25 protein-coding genes are annotated in these 25,611 nt (G+C 56.1%); 15 read left to right on the forward strand and 10 right to left on the reverse strand.

The genetic code is table 11. The features are described from left to right. Positions 1-226: 226 nt before the first annotated feature. On the forward strand, positions 227-1,504 hold the full coding sequence (locus ACP3TA_RS19530) for a glycoside hydrolase family 18 protein (protein WP_197666135.1): 1,278 nt from the start codon (positions 227-229) through the stop codon (positions 1,502-1,504). A gap of 45 nt (positions 1,505-1,549) precedes the next feature. Here ACP3TA_RS19530 and ACP3TA_RS19535 read toward each other — a convergent pair whose 3' ends face one another. After that, on the reverse strand, positions 1,550-1,822 hold the full coding sequence (locus ACP3TA_RS19535) for a YeaC family protein (RefSeq protein WP_004932218.1): 273 nt from the start codon (positions 1,820-1,822) through the stop codon (positions 1,550-1,552). 63 nt (positions 1,823-1,885) lie between these two features. Next, the gene (gene msrB / locus ACP3TA_RS19540; RefSeq protein ID WP_033643315.1) at positions 1,886-2,299 is read right to left on the reverse strand and encodes a peptide-methionine (R)-S-oxide reductase MsrB; all 414 of its coding nucleotides are present in this window, start codon (positions 2,297-2,299) and stop codon (positions 1,886-1,888) included. Positions 2,300-2,647: 348 nt separating this feature from the next. Here msrB and gapA point away from each other — a divergent pair, with 348 nt between their 5' ends. After that, positions 2,648-3,643: a glyceraldehyde-3-phosphate dehydrogenase gene (gene gapA, locus ACP3TA_RS19545; RefSeq protein WP_004932222.1), complete on the forward strand. Its 996-nt coding sequence runs from the start codon at positions 2,648-2,650 to the stop codon at positions 3,641-3,643. Between the two features lie 194 nt (positions 3,644-3,837). Beyond that, positions 3,838-4,713: a D-hexose-6-phosphate mutarotase gene (locus ACP3TA_RS19550; protein ID WP_033643316.1), complete on the forward strand. Its 876-nt coding sequence runs from the start codon at positions 3,838-3,840 to the stop codon at positions 4,711-4,713. Between the two features lie 94 nt (positions 4,714-4,807). On the opposite strand, the gene ACP3TA_RS19555 is transcribed toward ACP3TA_RS19550, so the two are convergent. After that, positions 4,808-5,572, reverse strand: coding sequence for a MipA/OmpV family protein (locus ACP3TA_RS19555; RefSeq protein ID WP_069100696.1), 765 nt, complete (start codon positions 5,570-5,572; stop codon positions 4,808-4,810). A 426-nt stretch (positions 5,573-5,998) separates the two neighbouring features. Here ACP3TA_RS19555 and yeaG point away from each other — a divergent pair, with 426 nt between their 5' ends. From yeaG to ACP3TA_RS19570, 3 genes are all read left to right on the forward strand, one after another. Beyond that, entirely contained in the window at positions 5,999-7,933 is a 1,935-nt protein-coding gene (yeaG, locus tag ACP3TA_RS19560; RefSeq protein WP_016927472.1) for a protein kinase YeaG, read from the forward strand. A 132-nt stretch (positions 7,934-8,065) separates the two neighbouring features. Then, positions 8,066-9,334 (forward strand): YeaH/YhbH family protein, encoded by a 1,269-nt coding sequence (locus ACP3TA_RS19565; RefSeq protein WP_033643318.1) that lies wholly within the window; start codon positions 8,066-8,068, stop codon positions 9,332-9,334. Between the two features lie 328 nt (positions 9,335-9,662). Then, complete coding sequence (locus ACP3TA_RS19570) at positions 9,663-9,893, forward strand: hypothetical protein (RefSeq protein WP_033643319.1); 231 nt, start codon at positions 9,663-9,665, stop codon at positions 9,891-9,893. A 174-nt stretch (positions 9,894-10,067) separates the two neighbouring features. Here the strand turns inward: ACP3TA_RS19570 and ACP3TA_RS19575 are convergent, their stop codons facing one another. Together ACP3TA_RS19575 and ACP3TA_RS19580 are read right to left on the reverse strand one after the other, a co-directional pair. Then, positions 10,068-10,757, reverse strand: coding sequence for an alpha/beta hydrolase (locus ACP3TA_RS19575; protein WP_033643320.1), 690 nt, complete (start codon positions 10,755-10,757; stop codon positions 10,068-10,070). 140 nt (positions 10,758-10,897) lie between these two features. Continuing rightward, a complete protein-coding gene (locus ACP3TA_RS19580) occupies positions 10,898-11,236 on the reverse strand; it encodes a hypothetical protein (RefSeq protein ID WP_426784405.1) in 339 nt (112 codons plus the stop codon). A 395-nt stretch (positions 11,237-11,631) separates the two neighbouring features. On the opposite strand from ACP3TA_RS19580, the gene ACP3TA_RS19585 reads away from it, so the two are divergent. Then, positions 11,632-11,808, forward strand: coding sequence for a GhoT/OrtT family toxin (locus ACP3TA_RS19585; RefSeq protein ID WP_033634815.1), 177 nt, complete (start codon positions 11,632-11,634; stop codon positions 11,806-11,808). Positions 11,809-11,967: 159 nt separating this feature from the next. Here ACP3TA_RS19585 and ACP3TA_RS19590 read toward each other — a convergent pair whose 3' ends face one another. Beyond that, positions 11,968-12,264 (reverse strand): hypothetical protein, encoded by a 297-nt coding sequence (locus ACP3TA_RS19590; protein WP_033643321.1) that lies wholly within the window; start codon positions 12,262-12,264, stop codon positions 11,968-11,970. Between the two features lie 225 nt (positions 12,265-12,489). On the opposite strand from ACP3TA_RS19590, the gene ACP3TA_RS19595 reads away from it, so the two are divergent. From ACP3TA_RS19595 to ACP3TA_RS19605, 3 genes are all read left to right on the forward strand, one after another. Further along, complete coding sequence (locus ACP3TA_RS19595) at positions 12,490-12,972, forward strand: hypothetical protein (protein WP_033643322.1); 483 nt, start codon at positions 12,490-12,492, stop codon at positions 12,970-12,972. A gap of 306 nt (positions 12,973-13,278) precedes the next feature. After that, positions 13,279-13,839, forward strand: a complete 561-nt coding sequence (locus tag ACP3TA_RS19600) for a 3'-5' exonuclease (protein ID WP_426784406.1) — start codon at positions 13,279-13,281, stop codon at positions 13,837-13,839. Positions 13,840-13,916: 77 nt separating this feature from the next. After that, on the forward strand, positions 13,917-15,110 hold the full coding sequence (locus tag ACP3TA_RS19605; protein ID WP_206196482.1) for a Bcr/CflA family efflux MFS transporter: 1,194 nt from the start codon (positions 13,917-13,919) through the stop codon (positions 15,108-15,110). 8 nt (positions 15,111-15,118) lie between these two features. On the opposite strand, the gene dadX is transcribed toward ACP3TA_RS19605, so the two are convergent. After that, complete coding sequence (gene dadX / locus ACP3TA_RS19610; RefSeq protein WP_033643327.1) at positions 15,119-16,192, reverse strand: catabolic alanine racemase DadX; 1,074 nt, start codon at positions 16,190-16,192, stop codon at positions 15,119-15,121. 76 nt (positions 16,193-16,268) lie between these two features. Then, entirely contained in the window at positions 16,269-17,573 is a 1,305-nt protein-coding gene (locus ACP3TA_RS19615; protein WP_046687235.1) for a D-amino acid dehydrogenase, read from the reverse strand. Positions 17,574-18,107: 534 nt separating this feature from the next. Between ACP3TA_RS19615 and ACP3TA_RS19620 the strand changes: the two genes are divergently transcribed. Next, the gene (locus ACP3TA_RS19620) at positions 18,108-18,425 is read left to right on the forward strand and encodes an antibiotic biosynthesis monooxygenase family protein (protein WP_033643329.1); all 318 of its coding nucleotides are present in this window, start codon (positions 18,108-18,110) and stop codon (positions 18,423-18,425) included. A gap of 46 nt (positions 18,426-18,471) precedes the next feature. On the opposite strand, the gene zinT is transcribed toward ACP3TA_RS19620, so the two are convergent. Then, positions 18,472-19,122, reverse strand: a complete 651-nt coding sequence (gene zinT, locus ACP3TA_RS19625) for a metal-binding protein ZinT (RefSeq protein WP_033643330.1) — start codon at positions 19,120-19,122, stop codon at positions 18,472-18,474. Positions 19,123-19,420: 298 nt separating this feature from the next. Between zinT and ACP3TA_RS19630 the strand changes: the two genes are divergently transcribed. Beyond that, positions 19,421-20,956 carry a SpoVR family protein gene (locus tag ACP3TA_RS19630; RefSeq protein WP_033643331.1) on the forward strand — a complete coding sequence of 512 codons (1,536 nt, stop codon included), beginning with the start codon at positions 19,421-19,423 and terminating at the stop codon, positions 20,954-20,956. A 57-nt stretch (positions 20,957-21,013) separates the two neighbouring features. Here ACP3TA_RS19630 and fadR read toward each other — a convergent pair whose 3' ends face one another. Beyond that, positions 21,014-21,733, reverse strand: a complete 720-nt coding sequence (fadR, locus tag ACP3TA_RS19635) for a fatty acid metabolism transcriptional regulator FadR (RefSeq protein WP_033643333.1) — start codon at positions 21,731-21,733, stop codon at positions 21,014-21,016. Between the two features lie 243 nt (positions 21,734-21,976). Here fadR and nhaB point away from each other — a divergent pair, with 243 nt between their 5' ends. From nhaB to ACP3TA_RS19650, 3 genes are all read left to right on the forward strand, one after another. After that, positions 21,977-23,542, forward strand: coding sequence for a sodium/proton antiporter NhaB (gene nhaB / locus ACP3TA_RS19640; protein WP_033643334.1), 1,566 nt, complete (start codon positions 21,977-21,979; stop codon positions 23,540-23,542). Positions 23,543-23,662: 120 nt separating this feature from the next. After that, a complete protein-coding gene (dsbB, locus tag ACP3TA_RS19645; protein ID WP_033643335.1) occupies positions 23,663-24,193 on the forward strand; it encodes a disulfide bond formation protein DsbB in 531 nt (176 codons plus the stop codon). A gap of 649 nt (positions 24,194-24,842) precedes the next feature. After that, positions 24,843-25,604, forward strand: a complete 762-nt coding sequence (locus tag ACP3TA_RS19650; protein WP_033643337.1) for an aspartyl/asparaginyl beta-hydroxylase domain-containing protein — start codon at positions 24,843-24,845, stop codon at positions 25,602-25,604. The last annotated feature ends 7 nt before the right edge of the window (positions 25,605-25,611 follow it).

Here is a 25,611-nt window from a genome sequence, read left to right on the forward strand (position 1 = left end):
CGGGCGCTATCGGCGCCCTCTCTGGGCGGCGGCGAAAATATCGACGTCGCTCACAATGCTGTTTTTCTTCTCCTCCAGCCGCTTGTGACCGGCAGGCGCTTTTGCTGTTATGGCAGCGACGCTTTTGGCGTCAAACGGTTATACGCATCCGGGGCCCGCTGAGCCCGGCTTTATTGTGACCGCTACTGGCGGTACGGTCGGCCTTGCCGATCCCAAGGAGACAAACATGAAAATAACCCGAAAACTGCTGCCTTTGCTGGCAGCGGTGCAGTTGGCTATCGCCGGTATCGGCGCGGCTCAGGCGGCCTATCTCTCCGTCGGCTACTTCAACGGCGGCGGCGACGTCACCGCCGGCCCCGGTGGTGACATCGACAAGCTGGACGTGACGCAAATCACCCACCTCAACTATTCGTTTGGCCTGATCTACAACGACGAGAAAGACGAAACCAATGCGGCGCTGAAAGACCCTGCTCGCCGCCACCAGATCTACCTGTCGCCGAAAGTCACGGCCGATCTGCAACGTCTGCCGGTGCTGCGCAAACAGAACCCCGAGCTGAAAGTGCTGTTGTCGGTCGGAGGCTGGGGCGCACGCGGTTTCTCCGGCGCCGCCGCCACCGCGGAAAACCGGGCGATTTTCATTCGCTCCGCGTTGCAGGTGATCGAGCAGTACCGGCTGGATGGGATCGATCTGGACTGGGAATACCCGGTAAACGGCGCCTGGGGTTTGGTGGAAAGCCAACCGGCAGACCGCGACAACTTCACCCTGCTGCTGAAAGAGCTTCATCAGGCGCTGGGTAAAGGCAAACTGTTGACCATCGCCGTTGGCGCCAACGTCAAAAGCCCACGTGAATGGGTCGATGTGAAAAATATTGCGCCCTACCTCAATTACATCAATCTGATGACTTACGACATGGCTTACGGCACGCAGTACTTCAATGCCAACCTGTACGATTCAACGCGTTGGCCAACCGTAGCCGCCGCCGATCGCTACAGCGCCGATAACGTGGTAAAGCATTATCTGGCCGCCGGTCTGAAACCGGCGCAGATGAACCTGGGTATCGGTTTCTACGGCCGGGTACCGAAACGGGCGACCGAGGCGGGCATCGACTGGGACAAACCGGATGCCGCCAACCATCCGGTGACGCAGCCTTACTTCAGCGCGCGAGAAATCGCCCTGTTCCGCACGCTGGGATTGGATCTCAGCAAAGACACTTATTTTAAATACCGCGATATCGTCAACAAATTGCTCAACGATCCGCAGCAGCGTTTCCGCGAGCACTGGGATGACGACGCCAAAGTGCCATACCTGACGCTGCAATCCGCCGAAGGCAAGCCGCTGTTCGCCATTTCGTACGAGAACCCGCGTTCGGTGGCCATCAAGGCCGATTATATTAAAAGCCAGGGATTGGGCGGTGCGATGTTCTGGGAATACGGCGCAGACGACAACAACCGGCTGGCGCAGCAGCTGGCGGAATCGCTGGGCATAAAGGGCGAGAAACGTTGAATCGACGGGGCGATGGCGACATCGCCCCGCTTTAGGGGTGGAGCCTTACTGCGGCTTGAGTTTCACCAGCGGCTCGGCAACGAACTGCTGCTTCAGCTCTTGTTTGCTCTTCATCACGATCTGCCCGTCGGTGCCAATGCTCATGTGCTGCGGATCGACGTTGTTCATCGACTGCCACAGCATCACCGCCTGCAGGCTGTTTTCCTTTTGCTCCGGCGTCAGCGCCACGCCGTCCGGCCATTTGCCCAGTTCAACCGCCTGCACCAGGCGTTGGTATATCTCGGGCGTCATCGCCGCAATCAGATCTTTCACGTCCATCAGGGCCCTTCTCGCTTACGGAAGAATAATTAGCTGAATCGATTTTGTTGGTTAAATTACCGCTTAACCGGCCGTTTGATCGCCATTTTCGCCATCGGTGAAACTCAGCGAGGCGGAATTGACGCAGTAACGGTCACCGGTCGGCTGCGGGCCATCGGGGAATACATGCCCCAGGTGCGCGTCGCAGTGGCCACAGCGGATTTCAACACGATGCATATTATGTGAATTATCATCAAGATAACGGATTGCATCGGCGGAAACCGGCTCGTAAAAGCTGGGCCAGCCGCAGCCGGAATCGTATTTGGTTTCGGAATAGAACAGCGGCTGGTTACAGCACAGACAATGGTACACGCCCTCACGCTTGTTATGCAGCAATTTGCCGCTAAACGGCGCTTCGGTGCCACGCTGTTGCGTGACATAACGTTGGATTTCATTCAGTTCCGTGACCGGATGAGCGGGGGTTGTCTCTTTAGCCATTTGTGCTTATCTCTGAATGTGGATAATGTCAACGAAAACAATGATTAATAATAACAAAAAATTAACACCGCTGCAGGGGTTTTTGGCCTAAACTGTAGCCCATAAAGGCCACGTCACGATGATATGTGATAGCGATCACACATCTTGCGTATGCTGACTTTATACTTGGCGGCTTGTCCCCATATAACGGATGAGGCCGAGCGCAAATGGACTGTGCAATAAGCGTGCAAAACCACCCTTCCGGTTTGACTTGCCGCAAGTATTGACACGATTCCGCTTGACGCTGGGTAAGGTTTTTGTAATTTTACAACCAACCTTTTATTCACTAACAAATAGCTGGTGGAATATATGACTATCAAAGTAGGTATCAACGGTTTTGGCCGTATCGGTCGCATTGTTTTCCGTGCTGCTCAAGAGCGTTCTGACATCGAGATCGTTGCAATCAACGACCTGTTGGACGCAGAGTACATGGCTTACATGCTGAAGTATGACTCTACTCACGGCCGTTTCAACGGTACGGTAGAAGTTAAAGACGGCCACCTGGTTGTTAACGGCAAAACCATCCGTGTTACCGCAGAGAAAGACCCGGCTAACCTGAAGTGGAACGAAGTGGGCGTTGATGTGGTTGCTGAAGCGACCGGTATCTTCCTGACCGACGAAACCGCACGTAAACACATCACCGCCGGCGCTAAAAAAGTGGTTCTGACTGGCCCATCCAAAGATGCGACCCCAATGTTCGTTCGCGGCGCCAACTTTGACAAATATGCCGGCCAGGACATCGTGTCCAACGCCTCTTGCACCACCAACTGCCTGGCGCCACTGGCTAAAGTCATCAACGACAACTTCGGTATCGTTGAAGGCCTGATGACCACCGTTCACGCCACCACCGCGACTCAGAAAACCGTTGATGGCCCGTCTCACAAAGACTGGCGCGGCGGCCGCGGCGCATCCCAGAACATCATCCCTTCTTCTACCGGCGCAGCGAAAGCGGTTGGCGTGGTTCTGCCAGAACTGAAAGGCAAACTGACCGGCATGGCGTTCCGCGTACCGACCCCTAACGTGTCCGTTGTTGACCTGACCGTTCGTCTGGAAAAAGCGGCTACCTACGAAGAAATCAAGAAAGCCATCAAAGACGCCGCTGAAGGCTCTATGAAAGGCGTTCTGGGCTATGTTGAAGACGACGTGGTTTCCACCGACTTCAACGGCGAAGTGCTGACTTCCGTGTTCGATGCCAAAGCCGGTATCGCACTGAACGACAACTTCGTGAAACTGGTTTCCTGGTACGACAACGAAACCGGCTACTCCAACAAGGTTCTGGATCTGATCGCTCACATCTCCAAGTAATGGCATGATGTTAAGCTGATAATGAGGGCGACATTTTTTTGTCGCCCTTTTTTTACCCGTCATCTTTCGAGTCACAGCGTTGTTCGCTGCACACACTCACCTCAGTCACTGTCTAAGCATGCGCCTGAGGGCCTGGTTGTGACCCGAAAGCTAATAGGGTCCATTTCTATTTCCGGCAAACAATAGGTTATGAAATGAACGAGAAAATTTTCACCCTGCCCGTTTCCGAACAGATTTCGCCTTATATCAGCCAGCGCCAACTCGATGAGCTGGGCGTGGTGGTCGTGTCGCACCCGAAAGTGCGCGCGGCGGTCGCGCTGCAGGGCGCCCATTTGCTGGCCTGGCAGCCCAGCGGTGAGCAGCCGGTGATTTGGCTCAGCAACAACACGCCTTTCGCCAAAGGCAAGGCCATCCGCGGCGGCGTGCCGATCTGCTGGCCGTGGTTCGGCCCGGTGGCGCAACCCTCCCACGGGTTCGCCCGCAACCAGCCCTGGAGCCTGACGGCGCACGATGAAGATGACAACGGCGTCATCCTGACCTTTACGCTGAAAGACAATGAGCAGACCCGCAAGCTGTGGCCGCACGCCTTCACGCTGATTGCTCGCTTCAAGCTGGGTGAAGAGTGCGAGATCGAACTGGAATCGCACGGCGATTATCAAGCCACGGCGGCGCTGCACAGCTACTTCCAGGTTGGCGATATCGATCGGGTCAGCGTGGCGGGCCTGGGCGAACCTTATATTGATAAGGTGGCGGGCGGCGTCGAAGCGCGTCAGACGGGCGAAGTGACCTTCGTCGGCCAAACTGACCGCGTCTATACCCGTCCGGAGGCCTTCAGCCTGATCCGCGATCCGGCGCTCGCACGCACCATCGAGGTTCATCACCATCATATGAGCGACGTTATCGCCTGGAACCCCGGCGTAGAGCTTTCCTGCAGCATGGGAGACATGCCGAACGACGGTTACAAGACCATGGTCTGCGTTGAGACCGGGCGCGTCAGCAAACCGCTGGTCGCCGCCGGCGAACAACCCGCCCGTTTGGGTGTGACCTTCCGCAGCCGTAAAAAGGCCTGAAACCCCGTGCGCGCCAGCGCACTACGGATGTGCAAAAGGGGCGCTTGCGCCCCTTTTTGATGCACGCCATGCACGCTTATCGTGCAATGCGCGATTAGAAGGTGTAGCTCACACCCGTCATCAGCAAACCGGTGTAAGATTTATCCACCATCGGGCTGTCTTTCACTTCATCCGACAACTTCACATAGCGGCCGAGGAAGAAGGCGTTCCAGCTCTTGTTGATCTGGTAATTGGCGCTCAGCTCGAGATACGGCGCCCAGCTATCGCTCGGGGTGTAGCTGTCCAGACCGCTGCGGCGCGATTCATTGGCGCTGATGCCATAGTAATATTTGTTCTGGTTTTTGCTGTTCCACATCACGCCTACGCCCGGAACCAGCGTCAACGCGTCCAGATCAAACTTGTACAGATAGGCCACATCGCCCACCAGCCCGTTGCTGTAGTTCAGCGTGTCGCCGGTGAAGGTGGTGCGAATGGTGCCCCACTCTGCGTTGTGTGAATAGGCCAGGCCGGCCATCAGCGTGCCGCGACGCTTGTCGAGACGCTTCATGCGATCGTCGTCGCTGTCGCCCGGACGGTAGCCCCATGGCGTGTAATACCCCATGATGCTCAGCTGATTTTCTTGATCTTTCCACAGGTAGTAACCGGCGGTCAGAGTACGGAAGTAGAAGTCGTCACCTTCATAGTCGATGACGGGCACCGGATAAACGCGATCCTGATAACCGCGATACGGGTCCGGGCTAACCAGCGCGGCAGCACCCAGTGACCAGGTTCCCGCCTGGGCACTTTGCGCACAAACCATTGCGGAAGCGATAATTGCTAGCGTTTTGAGTTTTGAAATCTTCACTGGTTCTTTTTCCATAAATTACAGGGTTAATAGCCGCAATAGTTTATGTGAAAATTTAGTTACGCGCCTAATCTTTACAATAGAAAACGACCAAGATCGAATAACTTATAGCGGAATTATGAATTAATCATGGCGGAACGATGACGATTCATGCCGCAGGCCGCGCCAGACAAGGCATTTGGTTATCCCGGCAATAACTGAGTCATTGATATGACTTAAAAAAAGCTTTTTCTACGGCAGGAAATTTTCCGGCAAGCAAACTAAGCTTAAATCAGAAGGTGAATTTATCCTGGGCCCAGTGGCATACAGCGCAACTCGCGATAATAAGCGCACCAAGTTGGCATACGGGTTGCTGTACTCAGGCGTATTCTCATCTTTCGGGAGCCAGAACACTATCACACGCTCTCTTTAACCTGTGCTAATAACGAAAGGACGGGCATCATGAACATATTTGACCACTATCGCCAGCGCTACGAAGCTGCCAAGGACGAAGAGTTCACACTGCAGGAATTTCTTACCATTTGCCGGCAAGATCGCAGTGCCTATGCCAACGCGGCCGAACGTCTGCTGATGGCTATCGGTGAACCTGTGATGGTCGACACTGCGCTAGAATCACGCCTGTCGCGCCTGTTCTCCAACCGCGTGATCGCACGCTATCCGGCCTTCGAAGAGTTCTACGGCATGGAAGAGGCCATCGAACAGATCGTCTCTTACCTGAAACACGCCGCTCAGGGCCTGGAAGAGAAGAAACAGATCCTTTACCTGCTGGGCCCGGTGGGCGGCGGCAAGTCCTCGCTAGCGGAACGTCTGAAAGCGCTGATGCAGCGCGTGCCCATCTACACCCTCAGCGCCAACGGCGAACGCAGCCCGGTCAACGATCATCCGCTGTGCCTGTTCAATCCGCAGGAAGATGCCACGATCCTGGAAAAAGAGTTCAATATCCCAAGTCGCTATCTCGGCACCATCATGTCGCCGTGGGCGGCGAAGCGCCTGCATGAGTTCGGTGGCGATATCACCAAGTTTAAAGTCGTGAAAGTGCGCCCTTCCATTCTGGAACAGATCGCCATCGCCAAAACCGAGCCGGGCGATGAGAACAACCAGGACATCTCGGCACTGGTCGGTAAAGTGGACATCCGTAAACTGGAGAACCACGCGCAGAACGATCCGGACGCCTACGGCTATTCCGGCGCCCTGTGCCGCGCCAACCAGGGGATTATGGAATTCGTCGAGATGTTCAAAGCGCCGATCAAGGTGCTGCATCCGCTGCTGACTGCAACCCAGGAAGGCAACTACAACGGCACCGAAGGCATCTCCGCCCTGCCGTTCAGCGGCATTATTCTGGCGCACTCCAACGAATCCGAGTGGGTGACCTTCCGTAACAACAAGAACAACGAAGCGTTCCTCGACCGCGTGTATATCGTCAAGGTGCCTTACTGCCTGCGCGTGTCGGAAGAGATCAAAATTTACGACAAGCTTCTGGATCACAGTGAGCTGACCCATGCGCCCTGCGCGCCGGGCACGCTGGAAACGCTGGCGCGCTTTAGCGTGCTGTCGCGGCTAAAAGAGCCCGAAAACTCGAGCATCTACTCGAAAATGCGCGTGTATGACGGTGAAAGTCTCAAAGATACCGACCCGAAAGCCAAGTCCTATCAGGAATACCGCGACTACGCCGGGGTTGACGAAGGCATGAACGGCCTCTCCACCCGTTTCGCCTTTAAAATCCTCTCGCGGGTATTCAACTTCGATCACGCCGAGGTGGCAGCCAACCCGGTGCACCTGTTCTATGTGCTGGAACAGCAGATCGAGCGCGAACAGTTCCCGCAGGATTTGGCGGAGAAATACCTGGAGCACCTGAAAGGCTATCTGATCCCGAAATACGCCGAGTTTATCGGCAAAGAGATCCAGACCGCCTATCTGGAATCCTACTCGGAATACGGACAGAACATTTTTGACCGCTACGTCACCTATGCCGACTTCTGGATCCAGGATCAGGAGTATCGCGATCCCGACACCGGCCAGCTGTTCGACCGCGAGTCCCTGAACGCCGAACTGGAGAAAATTGAAAAACCGGCCGGCATCAGCAACCCGAAAGATTTCCGCAACGAAATCGTGAACTTCGTGCTGCGCGCCCGCGCCAACAACAACGGCCGCAACCCGAACTGGACCAGCTACGAGAAGCTGCGCACCGTGATTGAGAAAAAGATGTTCTCCAATACCGAAGAACTGTTGCCGGTGATTTCGTTCAACGCCAAAACATCGACGGACGAGCAGAAAAAACACGACGACTTCGTCGATCGCATGATGGAGAAAGGCTATACCCGCAAGCAGGTGCGCCTGCTGTGTGAATGGTATCTGCGGGTCAGAAAATCCTCATAACGCCTCAGGTAAGCGGCATTATCAGGGCCATGTCCATAGTCATGGACGTTGCAGCGCAGCCCACGGAGGGGCTGACACATTGCGCTGCCGCGGCCGGGACATGAAGAGTTGGCAACGTCGTTTGGGGGAAGTATGGCCTATTTCATTGACCGGCGGCTGAACGGCAAAAACAAGAGCACGGTGAACCGCCAGCGCTTCTTGCGCCGTTACAAGTCGCAAATCAAACAGTCGATTGCCGAAGCCATCAACAAGCGTTCGGTCACCGACGTAGACAGCGGGGAGTCAGTCTCTATCCCCACTGACGATATCAACGAACCGATGTTTCATCAGGGGCGCGGCGGCACGCGCCATCGCGTTCACCCGGGCAATGACCACTTCGTGCAGAACGATCGCGTCGAACGGCCTCAGGGCGGCGCAGGCGGTGGCGGCGGCCAGGGCAACGCCAGCCAGGACGGTGAAGGCCAGGATGAGTTCGTCTTCCAGATATCCAAAGACGAGTACCTCGATCTTTTGTTCGAGGATCTCGCCCTGCCCAACCTGAAAAAGAATCAGTACAAGCAGCTGACCGAGTTCAAAACCCACCGCGCCGGCTATACCGCTAACGGCGTGCCGGCCAACATCAGCGTCGTGCGTTCGCTGCAAAACTCGCTGGCGCGGCGTACCGCCATGACCGCCGGTAAAAGGCGCGCGTTGCACGAACTGGAAGACGCGCTGACCCAGTTGGAAAACACCGAGCCGGTGCAACTGCTGGAAGAAGAGCGGCTGCGCAAAGAGATTGCCGAACTGCGCAAGAAAATCGAAAGCGTGCCGTTTATCGACACCTTCGATCTGCGTTACAAAAACTACGAGCGTCGGCCGGAGCCCTCCAGCCAGGCGGTGATGTTCTGCCTGATGGACGTATCCGGTTCGATGGATCAGGCCACCAAAGACATGGCCAAACGTTTTTACATTCTGCTTTATCTGTTCCTGAGCCGAACCTACAAAAACGTCGAGGTGGTCTATATTCGCCATCACACCCAGGCGAAAGAGGTGGACGAGCAGGAGTTCTTCTATTCGCAGGAAACCGGCGGCACCATCGTCTCCAGCGCATTGAAACTGATGAACGACGTGGTCGAAGAGCGTTACGATCCGGCGCAATGGAATATCTACGCCGCGCAGGCGTCGGACGGGGACAACTGGGCCGACGATTCACCGCTGTGTCACGAGCTGTTGGCGAAGAAGATCCTGCCAATGGTGCGGTACTACAGCTACATCGAAATCACTCGCCGCGCTCACCAAACGCTGTGGCGCGAATACGAAGATCTGCAAGCGAAATTCGACAACTTCGCCATGCAGCATATCCGCGAACCGGACGATATCTATCCGGTATTCCGCGAACTGTTCCGCAAACAGACCGCGTGAATAATATCGCGGTAATCATAGCAGCCGGAGAACCCGTTTTCCGGCTGTTTCTTTTTCACCCTGATATATCCCTCACACATAAATTTTGACCTTCACCGGCAAAATAATAAGCCGCATTATCCCGAATGACGACCTCTATTATTATTTCTTCTGAGGTTATTCCTAAACCTTCACATCCTCCCTCATGCGTCTTGATGGGAATATTCCCATTCAGTTATCGTTAACACACGCATCGGGTTCCACCCTAAGCGAAATTTGACTCATTTTATTTTCTATGGCTTCTCAGCCCGCTTCGGCGGGCAATTTACCTGTCAGCAGGTTAGACACCATGATCGATTACACCCTCTATGGCCTCAACAAGAATGATGTTGATGAATACCATAAGCAAATCTGCTGCCTGCTCGGCAAAAGCGTGCTGCTGGTGCTCATCGCCAACAAACCGATCACCAAACAGAATCTGCTGGCCAGTCTTATTCAGGAAGTTGAACAACAGCACGACGAGTATTTTCAAAAATTGCATCGCGCGGCAATAGAAATGATCGGCGTTAACGGGCGCTAGATCGATATGCGCAAGGCGGAAATCTACGCCATTATTGCCGCCGTCGTGGTGTTGATTATGCTGTTAATAATGAACTCCGGCAGCGATATCAGCGCTTATCCCTAATGTGAAGCGAAGCACTCCTTTGCCGCAAGGTGCCTCTTTTCTGGCCCGAAGCGCGTTTCTGCCCGGGTTTTATTTTGAACCGGCCGCTTCGTCAATCAATCCCGCCACGTCATCGGCATGGGAAACCAGCGAGGCATGACTGGCCTTCAGCACCATCACTTTCTTAGCCTGCAGCCGCTGCGCCATACGCCGTTGGTTCTCCGGCGCTATCATACGGTCGTCGCTGGAGAGTTGATACCACGACGGTTTATGTTTCCAGGCGGGCTCACCGAGGGGGTTGCCGAAGGTATCGGCCAATGGCGCCTTCTGCGTCGCCGCCATCACCAGAGCCTCGTCGGCGGTAAGATCCTGGCAAAAGCTTTCGTGAAACTTGTCGTTCTTGATCCACAGATAACCGTCGCTGTCCGGAATCAGATTCGCGACTGCCGCAGGAGGATGCGCTTGCGTAATGCCACCGGGGCTTTCACCGGCATCCGGGGCAAACGCGGCAATGTAGACCAGGCCGACCACGTTAGGCTGGTTGCCCATTTCCGTGATCACCGCGCCACCGTAAGAGTGCCCCACCAACAATACCGGTCCCGCTTGCTGCGCGACCATCTTGCGCGCCCGTTCCGCATCCTCAGCCAGTGAGGTCAGCGGCATTTCCACCGCATGAATCGCCGAATAGCCCCTGCGCGACAACTCGATAATCACCTTACTCCAGTGCGCGGCGCCGCCCCAGAATCCGTGCACCAGCACGATGGTTGGTTTTGTGCTCATTGCCGACCTCTTCATCTCATTTGGAGGCGCTGTAGACTGATCAACAGCCGCCCTACAGGGACGCGCCTTGCAGCCGGCGACGTCGCGCGATCTCCATTTATATAGTTAGCACTGCGGTATTCGGCAATAGCTACGACGGGTTAAGGCGCTCGGTTTACAGGCATCGTCATGACTTGCCGAGGCAGCGTACGCCGTGGCGCCAGTGCAAAAAACGGGATTAAAACTAGGATTTTTACCCATACCGATCTAAAATCCCACGCAAAAACAAAGACAAGTAAATTTGGTTCATCGGGAAAAGGAATGAAGTTGTGAAGGAAATGATCTCCATCGTATTGATGACATGCCTGCTGGCGCTGCTGTTTTCGTGGCTGTTCGTCTACGGTCTTAACATTCATTAAACCTACAGCAACACCAACCCCCCCTTCCTGGCTGACCGGCAGCGCATCCGGACGATGCGCTAAAAACCCCTCTCCCCGCATGTTTCTATCCCATCATTCGCCCGCCGACAGCTAAAAAAAAGAACCCAAAGCTCGCCGGCGCAACGCGATCTCGCCTTCGTCTGCTTGCCCACTGAAACATCAATAAAATTTATGAGTTATAACCTCGTCGCGTTTCCGGACGTCTGAATGACTATTTTCCTTCTTCACACCGTTCCCGCCTGAAATCAGGCTGACAACCTTAAAATGTTACCGGTAACTATGTTGTTGATTTCTTTTCGTAATAAGCATAAAGCCGTTAATAACCTTACATTCTTTATAGAAATAAATTATGCATTCTTATGGATAAAGGCATGAATTAACGGCCTTCGGTCATTGATTATCGCCCGCCAAGCTCCTAGAATTCGCGCGTAAAAATACAACTGGGATCGAGTTTCATGTCGTCGCTGTGGGTTGCAACGCAATACTGTTATTTTATTGGTCTGTTAGTTTCAATGATTTTCACCTACCTGGTAAGCAGGGACACCGTCAAAATTCGTTGCATCAGCGCGCTGACCATCGGGTTAACCTGGCCGTTGAGTCTGCCGGTCGTCTTGCTGTTTTCGCTGTTCTAACGCCCTAACCGGCTGTGCCGCCACGGATGCTTTTAAACAGCCGTGCTAATGGAATGGGTCAGCCGACGACGCTGCCCCTCACCAGCGAAACAAGTGACGATACGGCGCATTGTTAAATGAAAGGCCATTTCCCCGCGTAACGTTTTACTTGGGGGTAGACTATTCGCCGCGCCGCGATCGCCAACGGCGGTACAGCCGCCCCGCGCCCCATACCATCAGCCATAGCAAAATATTCCCCCCCAACCAAAGCATCAGCAGGTAGAGGAAAGTCTGATAACCGGGTATGCCCCGATCGGCGAAGAACGGATTAAAGTGCAAGAATTTGACGATCGCGAAGGGATTAAGATTGAAACGGGTGAAGACGCAGGCGGTCAGCACAGGCGGCAACAGGATGTAAAACGCCAGGGTGAATATCAGCAGCAGCCTGGTGCCATGCGTGTTTTTATAATCTTTCATATCAGCGTATTGCTTGCTTCATCTCAGTGCGAGAATCGCCTGGCGATCGCTCGCCAATCGACCCTGCGGGCCAAAAATAGTTCCGCGCAAACGCGGGAATAAAGCCGGTTCAGCGTTTAATTCTCATTTAGCGCTCGGGTGATATATACCCTGTGGATTATAAATTACGATGCCGACGCGCCGCCTTCAACTGCAGCGTTTGCGTGGCGTCATCAGGAGGCCCTAATGAAACCGGACGCACTCTCCCTGCCGCCGAGCGCCAAAAAACTCAAAGTGATCTACGGCTGGTATATTTACGTGATCTATATCCTGCTGGTTTTCAACATTTACATGGCGGTCTACAACGTCTGCGTTCGGCATCCGATCGAAGCCCCGCTGCTATCGCTGTTTCACAGCCTGTTTCTCGCGCTGATGTTGCAACAGGTGCTCAAGAAAAACGTCGTTTTCGCCTGGATCTTGTTGGGCTATTTTATTCTGATGCGCCTGTATTACGCCAATGTGCTGCACATTGAGTTCACGCTGGTGAGCCGTGGCCTGGTGCTGCTGATTCTGACGCTGCTGCTGACCGGCACCGTGGCCGTCGGGCAGCTGGCCACGCCGCCACAGCGGCATGACTGGCTGGCTCGCCTAGGCTGGCGGCAATGGACGACGCTCGCGGCGCTGGCGGCAATCCTGACCCCGCTGATCACCACCGATTACCTCGGCTAAACGCGGTGCTATCTGGGGATATGGGGCTCTGAAATGTCTACGATGCGGCATATTTTGGTGTAGTTGCCTGCCTTCTCACAGATCTTGTCCGTGACGAACACGCTAAGGTAGCCCAGCAGCAGCAAGTAGCCAACCATGCACAAAATAAAGATAAGCGTTCTCACCGATAGCGACCAACCTGACAAGAGTATCTCCAGCATCATAACCTGAACGAGGCGCTTTAAAAGGATTTCATGTGCGCACTGGCCGCATCGGCGCACGTTCTGTAGTAACATTAAGCCACCACGCCAACCACCGGAAACGCCGATGCACCATCTGATGTTAGACCTTGAAACCCTGGATACAAAACCCAGCGCCGTGATTTTGGTGGTCGCGGCGGTGTTTTTCGATCCCCGCACCGGCGAACTCGGCGCCGAATTCGAGGCCGCCGTCAGCAGCCAGAAAGATCAGCCGGGGCGAACCATAAGCCTGGACACGGTTGCCTGGTGGGCGAAACAATCCGATGAAGCGCGCAAGCTGGCCTTCGGCGGCACCGAGAGCCTCAAGCGCGTGCTGAGCAGTCTCAGCCGTTTTATCCATATGAACAGCACCGATACGGTAAAGGTCTGGGGCAACGGTAAAGAGTTCGACTGCGCGATCCTCGAACACGCCTTCCAGCAGTTGGAGATGCCCTGTCCGTGGAAATTCTGGGATACCCAGGATGTGCGCACGGTGATAACGCTGGCGGAACTGCACGGCTTTAACCCTAAAAAAACCCGTCCGTTCGAAGGCATGCCGCATCGCGCGTTGGATGACGCTCGCCATCAGGCCCGTTATGTGGCCGATACCGTCTCGGCGCTTTATCTCCGCCCGGGAGCGCAGCGCTGACCCGCTTTGCCCCTTTTCATTTGCCGCCAGAATCTCTACTCTAGCCCTCTTTGTCACTCGGACGTGCCTTTCCTGCTATGCAAAAGTTCCTGTTTCTGCTTCTCAGCCTGGTGCTGCTCGGCCCATTGGGCATCGATCTCTATCTGCCCACCATTCCCGCCATCGCCGTCGGCCTGGGCAGCAGTGAAGCGCTGATCCAATCCACCATTTCGCTGTTTATTCTGGTGCTCGGCCTCGGTCAAATCATCGCCGGTCCGTTGGTGGATAACTATGGCCGCAAACCGGTGGCGCTGGCCGGCATTATTCTCTACACGATCGGCGCGGCAATGGCGGCGCTGGCCACCAGCCCGACGATCTTCATCGCGTCGCGCCTGTTGCAAGGGGTTGCGGTCTGTTGCACCGCCGTCGTCGCCTTCAGCGGCGTGCGCGATCGGCTGAATGGCGACGACGCCGCCCGCGCCTTCGGCTTTCTCAACGGCACGCTGAACATCATCCCGGCATTGGCGCCGCTGCTCGGCGGCCTGCTCGCCGAAGCCTTCGGCTGGCGCGCGCCCTTTTGGTTCCTGGCCAGTTACGCGCTGCTGGTGTTGGTGCTCATCGCGCTGCGCCTGCCGGAAACTCGCCCCGCCGACACCGTGCCGGTCAAAGGGCTGCCGGTGCGCCAATACGCGCGCATCCTCAGCGAACGGCGTTTCCTCTCTTTCGCGGTGGTGAACTCCGGGGCGATGGGCATGGCACTGACCTACGTTTCTCTGGCGCCTAACGTGCTGATGGGCACTGCGGGCCTGACTCCGCTGCAATTCTCGTTGGTGTTCGGCGCCAACGGCTTCTGGATCATGTTGGTCAGCTTCTTCGCTAACCGCATCATCCACAAAGTCGGCCGCCCGGTTTGTCTGGCGACCGGCGGCATTTTGATGGGGTTGGGCTGCCTGGGCCTGCTGCTGGGCGTCATGTGGCTTCCCGCGGCGGCGCAAGCGCACTGGCTGGCGTATATGCTGCCGGTCGCCAGCGCCTGCGCCGGGTTGGCGTTCGTGATGGGCCCGGCCACCAGTTATGCGCTGGAACCGTACTCCAATGAGGCCGGCGTCGCGTCCGCACTGGTCGGTTTCGTACAGATGGCCGGGGGCGCCGCGCTGGGGCTGCTGGCGATGGCGCTGCCGCTGCAACCGAAGCTGTCGCTGGCTTTGGTCATGCTGGCGGGCTGCCTGCTGGCGCTGCACGCGCGGCGGCTCAGCAAGCAGATTAAAGGACAGATCAGAAAAGTCGCCTGAGCCGCGGCTCAGGCTTCGGTAACGACCGGCACCCGTGCCGCCAACGCCGACAACAGTTCATAGCCTAACGTCCCTGCCGCCGTGGCCACCTCGTCCACCGGCAGGCGTTTTCCCCACAGCTCCACCTCGGCGCCCAGTTCAACGTGGGGACAGGGCGTCAAATCCACCGCCAGCATATCCATCGATACCGTTCCCAGGGTGCGTGTCAGCACGCCATCGACCCATACCGGCGTTCCGGTCGGCGCATGACGCGGATAGCCGTCGGCATAACCGCAGGCCACCACGCCGATACGCTGCGCGCCGGCGGCGCTGTAACGGCCACCGTAGCCCACGCGATCTCCAGACTTCAGCTGCTGAATGCCGATGATCTCGCTGCTCAGCGTCATCGCCGGCTGCAACCCCGTCGATGCGATATCGTTCCAGCATCCGCTCGGCGAAGCGCCATAGAGAATGATCCCAGGGCGCACCCAGCTGCCGTGGGTCGCAGGATGCCACAGCGTAGCGGCCGAGTTGGCCAGGCAACGCGGCAGCGGTACATCGGCCGCCGCCGCCTCGATGGTGGCCATCTGTTGAGTTACGCCTTCCGGCCCGTCGGCGGTGGCGAAGTGACTCATCAGCGTAAGCTCGGCAATATTGGCGACAGCCTGCGCCCTGCGCCACACCTCATGCAGGCGCTCGGGCGCAAACCCCAGCCGATTCATGCCGCTGTTCACTTTCAGATAGACATCAAGCGGCGCACTCAGCTTTGCGTCGGCGATCGCCGCCAGTTGCCAGTCGCTGTGCACCGCCGTCGTCAGGCGATAACGATCGAGCAAGGCCAGATCCTGTCGCTGGAAGAAGCCTTCCAACAACAGGATCGGCCCCTGCCAACCGGACTCGCGCAGCAACACCGCTTCGGCCAGATCCAGCATGGCGAAGCCGTCGGTGTGCGCCATGCTGCGCCAAACGTGTTTGATGCCGTGGCCATAGGCGTTGGCCTTGACCACCGCCCAGACTTTGGCGCCGGGGGCGAAACGGCGCACCACCTGCAGGTTGTTTTCAATTGCACCGAGATGCATCGTGGCGGTTATCGGACGGGGCATCGCTTCTCCTTGGGGCAGCGTACAGCGGCCATGCGCGCCTGCGCGTGGCCGAAAAAGTCTATGACAGCGTCGACGATTAACGTGCGGGATGCACGTCGTTCAGCGGAACCGCGTGTTGCTGGCGAAATCCGGCGCTGTAACGCGCCACCGCCAGGTCATCGGAAGGGATTGCCGGCGTAATGCCGGACATCAGATCGGACAACAACTGCCCGGAACCGCAGGCCATGGTCCAGCCGAGCGTGCCATGCCCGGTGTTGAGGTACAGGTTTTTCAACGAGGTGCGGCCGACGATCGGCGTGCCGTCCGGCGTCATCGGGCGCAAGCCGGTCCAGAACGTCGCCTCTTCCACTCTGCCGCCGTTCGGGTAGAGATCGCGCACCACCATCTCCAGCGTTTCTCGCCGCTTTTGCTCCAGCTGAGTATTGAAACCGACGATCTCCGCCATGCCGCCGACGCGAATGCGCTGGTCGAAGCGCGTGATGGCGATTTTATACGTCTCATCCAGTACCGTAGAGAATGGCGCCGCCGCCTCATCGACGATAGGGATCGTCAGCGAATAGCCCTTGAGCGGGTAAACCGGAATAGACACCAGGCCGCGCAGCAGCGCCGTGGAGTACGAACCGAACGCCACCACATAGCTATCGGCTTTGAACACTTCCTCGCCGCACTGTACGCCGGCGATCTTGTCCCCCTCCACCAACAGACGGTCTACGCTGCGGTTGAACAGGAAGGTCACGCCCGCCTGCTCAGCCATCTTCGCCAACTGTTGCGTAAACAGTTGGCAATCGCCGGTTTCGTCGTTCGGCAACTGCAGGCCGCCGGTCAGCTTGTGCGCCACCTGCGCCAGCGCAGGCTCAACGCTGCCGAGTTGGCCGGCCTCCAGCAATCGGTAAGGCACTCCGGCATCTTCCAATACCGCAATATCTTTCGCGGCGTTTTCGAACTGTTGTTGGGTGCGGAACAGCTGCAGCGTGCCGCCCTGACGGCCTTCGTACTGGATGCCGGTTTCCTGCCGCAGCGCCTTGATGCAGTCGCGGCTGTATTCCGCCAGGCGCACCATGCGGCCTTTGTTGGTCATGTAGTGTTCGGTGTTGCAGTTTTTCAGCATCTGCCACATCCAGTTCAGCTGGAAGCTGCTGCCGTCGAGACGGATCGCCAGCGGCGCATGGCGTTGGAACATCCACTTAATGGCCTTCAGCGGCACGCCCGGCGCCGCCCAGGGAGCGGCATAGCCCGGTGAAATCTGCCCGGCGTTCGCCGCGCTGGTTTCCAGTGCCGGGCCAGGCTGACGATCGATCACCGTCACCTCATGCCCAGCCTTCGCCAAATACCAGGCACTGGCTACGCCCACCACTCCACTACCTAAAATTACCACTCGCATCGCTGACTCCAGCCCAAGGCTTCACAAAGCACAATCTTCTGCTAACAGGAAATTAACTCAGTGAAAAAATCCGTCCAACAACTTCGTCATCAAACGTGACAATATTCACAATTAATTTATCGTCGATGGCCCGCGCATTTGCAATAGCCGCCAGAAAATAGCGATAAGATACGGTTTAAGGGGGTTTATGGCGCGAGGTCACCCCTGATTCGCTAGCATTGCTATCATTGATGTCATGGAAAATTGGCGTGATAATCAACATGGATTTAACAGAATATAAAAATATCAGCTAACCTATAAATAGAATAAAAAACCACAAAAACAAAAAATACCAAAACAACTGGCAAATAACGGCACCACCCGCTGCAGCAGAAAAATCGCGTAAATTTTCAGCCCTTAATAGCCTTATTTTTACTGTTGGAATAAAGCGGCGTTCACTGTGGCGCCATCTTGTTTTCGCTGCAGCACGATATGAACGTTCAAGCCCCCAGCCGCGCCCAGAGTTCATACTGTCGCTATTCAGGAGAACCTCGCATGTTCATCGCTCTCTATCAGTTCTCAGTCAAAACCGGACACGAACACGCTTTTCGCCAGGCCTGGCTTGAATTGACGCAGGGCATCTATCAGCAACGCGGCAGCCTGGGCTCGCGCCTGCATCGGGAGGTGAACGGCAAATATATCGGCTATGCGCAGTGGCCAAGCCGCTCGGCATGGGAAAACGCCGGTGATATTCAGCTGGATGAACGGTACCGAGCGGCTCGGGATCGTATGCGCGCCACTTTATTGGCGGATGAAACGCTATTTGAAATGGACGTCACGGACGATTACCTGCAAATCAGGTCGTTCGACTGACCACAAGCCCACGCGTGCGGGCTTGTGGTGGCAGAAGAGAGAAGCATCAATGATGCAGCATCTCGTCCACGACTTCTTTGGTCTGCAGCTGGAATGGGTAGTAGGTCGGCCAGTTATCCATCTCTTTCAGCAACGCCTCCTGCGACGTGTTGCCCATAAAGATATGGAAATGCGCCGATTTGCGCGGCCCGATAATGTGATCGCTGAACTGTACGAATTTCGGCGCCTGGCTGTCGGCATCCTGGCACTCGAACAGATAACGCACGCCTTTCTTACCGGAGACATACGTTAGGATCTTATGCCCGGCGTACTTGTACTGACAGGCGCTGGATTGGTCGCCACGGTGAAATTCCATGATACCGTTCTCAATGCCAATGGTATCCACATCGGTGGCGTAACCTTTGCGGTAATACGCCTTCACCTCTGCGAAGGTTTTGCTCTTATCCTGCGCCGCTTTCTTCTTGAACACCGGGTCAAGATCCCCATTGATCAGATACGGATACACGGATTGCCATACGCCCTCCCAATCCGCCAGGTCGCGATCTTTGACGTCCTTATCGTCGAACACGCCTCCCTCCGCCTTTTTTTCCACTTCCGTCAGCGGCTTGCCATGTGAATGATGCCCGTGAGCCAACGTTTGCCCACTGATGAACAGCGCCGCCAGCGCCACTGCCAATTTGCCCAAATGCCTCGTCAAAACGCGCTCCTTGTCCGTTATTGAGAAAAATGAAAAGTTACAATATAACATAACAGCTTTCAATCCCTGTCGCACAGCAGGCAATGTGTTGCACGCCCCTGCCGCAGGGCTATACTCGGAGAAGATGCGCGGTGTTGCACCGCCTTCTGCCGGGACGGGCGCCGGATCGACCGCCGTTCGCCCCTTTGCGTACCGGCATTTTTATTTCACTGATTTGCAATGGTTAATTATGACTTGAACTATGCTTGTTACAGGGTCTGCCGTTTGAGCAAGGCCCGTGAATAATGAGGGTGCGCTGATGACTACTTCAACACATGACAAGGTTAAGGATGATAAACGTCTGAGCGATGGACCGGACTGGACGTTCGAACTGCTGCAGGTGTATTTGGAGCAGATCGACCGCGTCGCCAAGCATTACCGGCTCGACACCTACCCCCATCAGATCGAGGTGATCACCTCAGAACAGATGATGGACGCCTATTCGAGCGTCGGCATGCCGATCAACTATACCCATTGGTCCTTCGGCAAAAAATTCATCGAAACCGAGCAGCGCTACAAACAGGGCCAGCAAGGGCTGGCGTATGAAATCGTCATCAACTCCAATCCCTGCATCGCCTACCTGATGGAGGAGAACACCATCACCATGCAGGCGCTGGTGATGGCGCACGCCTGCTATGGCCACAACTCGTTCTTCAAGAATAACTACCTGTTCCGCAGTTGGACCGACGCCAGCTCCATCGTCGATTACCTGCTGTTTGCTCGCCACTACATCAGCCAGTGCGAAGAACGCTACGGCGTCGAAGAAGTGGAACGGCTGCTGGACTCCTGCCATGCGCTGATGAACTACGGAGTCGACAGGTACAAACGCCCGCAAAAAATCTCTTTGGTGGAAGAAAAAGCGCGCCAGAAAAGCCGCGAAGAGTACCTGCAAAGCCAGGTGAATACGCTGTGGAAGACCCTGCCACGCGTCGAGCGCGAAGAGTCACCTGAGCAGGCGCGCCGATATCCGAGCGAACCGCAGGAAAATATCCTCTATTTTATCGAGAAGAATGCGCCGCTGCTGGAACCGTGGCAGCGTGAGGTGCTGCGCATCGTGCGCAAAGTCAGCCAATATTTCTACCCGCAAAAACAGACCCAGGTAATGAACGAGGGGTGGGCGACCTTCTGGCACTACACCATCCTTAACCATCTTTACGACGAAGGCCGGGTGACCGAGCGGTTCATGCTGGAGTTTTTGCACAGCCACACCAACGTGGTTTATCAGCCGCCGTACAACAGCCCATACTATAACGGCATCAACCCGTACGCGCTGGGCTTCGCCATGTTCCAGGACATCAAGCGCATCTGCCAATCGCCGACCGAGGAAGATCGCTACTGGTTCCCGGACATCGCCGGTAAAGACTGGTTGGACACGTTGCACTTCGCCATGCGCGACTTTAAGGATGAGAGCTTTATCAGCCAGTTCCTGTCGCCCAAAGTGATGCGCGACTTCCGCTTGTTTACCGTGCTGGACGACGATCGCAACAACTACCTGGAAATTGCCGCGATCCATAACGAAGCGGGCTACCGGGCAATCCGCCAGGAGCTGTCGGCTCAATACAATCTGAGCAACCACGAGCCGAACATTCAGATCTGGAACGTAGACTTGCGCGGCGACCGTTCGCTGACGCTGCGCTACATCCCGCAGGAGCGCGCGCCGCTCGATAAGAGCCGCCGCGACGTGTTGAAGCACCTGCATCGCCTGTGGGGCTTCGACGTGATCCTCGAGCAGCAAAACGAAGACGGAAGCGTGGAATTGCTCGACCGCTGCCCGCCGCGGCCTACGCCGCTGTAACCGCCATAACGACAAAGGGCGCCAACACGGCGCCCTTATTATGCCATTCGCACGGCATCAGCGGCGCGCTTCGGTCAGATCGCTCGGCATGGTGCCCTGCATGCTCTGCCAAATCGCCCCGCTGTCTTTACCGTAGTTGCGCACGGTGTCCATCACCTGGTCGTACAGCTTCTCATGGCAAAGCGTAGACAGCTTGCTGTAGAAGGTCAGCGCCAGCTTGCGCGCTTCCGGGTTGGAGAAGTAGTAACGGCCCACGCGGGTGTACAGCCCTTTCAGGCCGTTGAAAATCAGGCCATAGATCGGGTTGCCGGAAGCGAACGCCAGACCACGGAAGATCTCATAGTCCAGGACATTGAAGGCATCCGCCTGATCTTCCACCTCGGCGGCTTTCGCCAGCACTTCCTGCGCCTGCTCAGGATGATTGCGCACCGCAGCGCGAATAAAGATCGACGCGATATTGGTACGCACGGACAGCAGGTTATCGATCAGCTGCGGGACGCTTTTGTGATCGAGACGAGCCACGGTCTCAAGGATATTGAGGCCGGACGTTTCCCAGAAATTGTTCACTTTGGTCGGTTTACCATGCTGTATGGTCAACCAGCCATCGCGGGCCAGACGTTGCAACACTTCACGTAACGTGGTGCGCGTGACGCCAATCAACTCCGAAAGCTCACGCTCCGCGGGCAAAATAGAGCCAGGGGGGAAGCGATTATTCCAAATACTCTCAATAATGTACTCTTCCGCGAAACCGGCAGGACTCTGCGCCTTTATGACCATGTGTTTGACGTTCCGTTGCGACGATAAAATCAGTAAAAGTAATCAGCTCATCATACCAGATCACACAGACATGACATAGCGTGAGCGAAAAACAATAAACGAAAGTGTGCATAAAGTGGCAAAAAACGCGCAAAAACACCGGCCCTGAGAAATTTGCCGCCGTAAAACAAGCTCCGGTTGCGCCCGCCCCCGCCGCGTTGTTAGGGTACGTGCTACGACTGATTTAAGGATGCATAAAGGACAATGGAAACAACCCTGCGCAGCGCCCTGCTCAAAAACTTCCTGGGGCAATCTCCCGACTGGTACAAACTGACCATTCTCATTTTCCTGGCGATCAACCCGCTGGTGTTCTTTTTCGCCAGCCCGTTTCTCGCGGGTTGGCTGTTGGTGATCGAGTTCATCTTTACCCTGGCGATGGCGTTGAAATGTTACCCGCTGCTGCCGGGCGGCCTGCTGGCGCTGGAGGCCGTGGCCATCGGCATGACCAGCCCGGCGCAGGTTTCGCAAGAAATCGAACACAATCTGGAAGTGCTGCTGCTGCTGGTCTTTATGGTGGCCGGCATCTACTTTATGAAGCAACTGCTGCTGTTCGTGTTCACCAAACTGCTGCTCAATATCCGCTCGAAAACGCTGCTGTCGCTGGCGTTCTGCCTGGCGGCCGCCTTCCTTTCCGCCTTCCTCGATGCGCTAACGGTCGTCGCGGTAGTGATCAGCGTCGCCACGGGGTTCTATTCCATCTATCACAATGTGACGTCGAACCGCTCCGACGGCGACATCGGCGATGACAGCGATTTCACCGGCGAAGAGCGCAAGCAGACGCTGGAGCAATTCCGCGCCTTTCTGCGCAGCCTGCTGATGCACGCCGGCGTCGGCACCGCGCTCGGCGGAGTCATGACCATGGTGGGCGAGCCACAGAACCTGATCATCGCCAAAAGCGCGGGCTGGGGCTTTATCGACTTCTTCCTGCGGATGGCGCCGGTCACTTTGCCGGTGCTGGCATGCGGCCTGCTGGTCTGCTGGCTGGTAGAGCGTTTTCGCCTGTTTGGCTACGGCACGCCACTGCCGGAAGCGGTGCGTGAGGTGCTGAAAGAGTATGATCGCAAGGCCACCGCAGGCCGCAGCAAGCAAGAAAGGCTCAAGCTGGTGATGCAGGCGCTGATCGGCGTTTGGCTGGTGCTGGCGCTGGCCTTCCACCTGGCGGAAGTTGGGCTGATCGGCCTGTCGGTCATCATTCTCGCCACATCGCTGTGCGGCGTGAACGACGAACACGCCATCGGCAAAGCGTTCCAAGAGGCGCTGCCGTTCACCGCCCTGCTGACGGTATTTTTCACCGTGGTGGCCGTGATCATTGAGCAACACCTGTTCAGCCCGGTGATCCAGTTTGTACTGCGCGCCGAGCCCGCTTCTCAGCTTTCGCTGTTCTACCTGTTCAACGGTCTGCTGTCGTCGGTTTCCGACAACGTATTCGTCGGCACGGTTTACATCAACGAAGCGCGCACCGCGCTGGAAACCGGCGCCATTGCGCTGAAACAGTTCGAACTGCTGGCGGTCGCCATCAATACCGGCACCAACCTGCCTTCGGTCGCGACCCCCAACGGCCAGGCGGCGTTCCTGTTCCTTTTGACGTCGGCCTTGGCGCCGCTGGTGCGTCTGTCGTATGGCCGCATGGTGTGGATGGCTCTGCCTTATACGATCGTATTGACCGTGGTCGGCCTGCTGTGCGTACAGTTCACGCTGGAGCCGGCGACCGAACTGTTGACACAGTGGCACTGGCTGACGCTGCCGCCTGTCGACGCCATCGGCCACTGATGCGGCGCCGGCAGGGTAAACCGACTATTTTTACGCTGAAACCGGCCCAGGTGGCTGGCAGCGAGGGGGAATTGGTTTACACTGCCGGTTCAATTGCTTACTGCATGGAAGAATCTAGATATGTTGCAATTCTTTAACCGCTGTTCACAAGGACGCGGCGCCTGGCTGCTGATGGCCCTGACAGCGTTGGTGTTGGAACTGGTCGCGCTCTATTTCCAGCACGTTATGCTGCTGCAGCCCTGCGTCATGTGCATTTACGAGCGTTGCGCGCTGTTCGGCATCCTCGGCGCCTCACTGGTGGGCGCCATCGCGCCGAAAACGCCGCTGCGCTATGTGGCGATCCTGCTGTGGATCTACAGCGCCTGGGAAGGCGTACAGCTGGCGTGGAAACACACCATGATCCAACTGCACCCCTCGCCGTTCAATACCTGCGATTTCTTCGTCAGCTTCCCGTCCTGGCTGCCGCTGGATAAATGGCTGCCTGCGGTGTTCCACGCTTCCGGTGACTGTTCCGTGCGTCAATGGCAGTTCCTGACGCTGGAAATGCCACAGTGGCTGGTGGGTATCTTCGGTGCCTATCTGCTGGTGGCGCTGATTGTGCTGATCGCGCAATTTGTTCGCCCACGCCGCCGCGATTTGTTCGGCCGCTGATAGGCCAACAAACAAAAAACGGCGCCTCAGGGCGCCGTTTTTTTAGGGTATTACTGTTGAATTCAGAGATAACCCCATTTCAGGTATGTGTAAGGAAGTAAACGAGCACGATCAGTGCCCCAGCTACGGCAAACAGACGGACCATTTTCATTGTTATGCTCTCGAACTTGCGGGAGAGCGGCCAAATTACCCAACTTATCGTTTAAAAAGAAGCATCCTGGCTCGATTAAGCGCGTAATTTACATAACATTAAACTTCTGCGTTGCCAGCGGGCCAACACATGCTGTGCAGGCACTTTCCTCACGGCCTGCGGGCATCAATAAATTACCGTTATTTATGAACGACTGCGTCTTTGTCACATTCAGAGCACAATATTTTGGTGAAGTTTGCCCATAAAATCCTTATAGTATCGGCAAAGTGAGTACTACCGATTTCCCTGGTGTTGTTGTGTGTCTTGCCCCTCATCTTTGCAGGGGCTTTTTTCCTTCTCCCCCAACCGTCAGTCCCCGCTGCCTTTAAATAAATCATTCAAATTTAACTCTGCGCGGTATCACTCATCGGCCAACGTTCGCGCACTAATGATTAAAATCGTCCGTGATTCTTTCCTTATGCTGAATGCAGTAGGCCAATGATATCAAGGACACGATTTATGCCGGATAGCACATTTCCCCCCACGTCTCAGCGCCCGTTCCTGCGGCGCATGCTGCTCAAAGCAGGGAAAAAATTCCTGCGCTGGAACGGCGAATTTCAGACTCGCCATTCGCTCATCTCCACCACGCCGCGGATCGGTAATCATGAATTTAATTGGGTGACGGCGCTGGAAGCCCGTTGGCCTGCCATTCGCCAGGAGTTGGATCGGTTACTGGAGCATCCGGAGGACATCCCCGCGTTCCACCAAATATCACCGGATCAGAAACGCATCTCCAAAGGGGATAATTGGAAAACCTTCGGGCTATTTGTCTACGGGCAGCGCGTTGATGAGAACTGCGCCATTTGTCCGCACACCGCACAGGCGGTCAGCGAGATCCCCGGCATGCGCACCGCCATGTTCTCGATTCTTAAGCCGCACTATCACATCGTCCCCCACAAAGGCCCGACTCGTGCCGTGGTGCGCGCGCATTTGGGATTGATCGTGCCAAAGGATCGGGAAAAGCTCTGGATCCGCGTCGACGATCAGATCCTGCACTGGGATGAAGGCAAGGTCATTTTGTTTGATGACTCTTATGAACACGAGGTGCGCAATGATACCGACGAACTGCGTGCGGTGCTGTTTCTCGATATCGACCGGCCGATGGACAAAGTGGGGACGGCGGTAAATAAACTGCTGTTCAGCCTGATTAAAGCCAGCCCTTACGTGAAGCAGCCGCTGAAAAATCTGGCCAACTGGCGCCGCCGCGACAAAAAGGAGTGAAGTGACG

The sequence above is a fragment of the Serratia sp. 2C06 genome (assembly GCF_050037615.1).
GTDB lineage: Bacteria > Pseudomonadota > Gammaproteobacteria > Enterobacterales > Enterobacteriaceae > Serratia > Serratia ureilytica.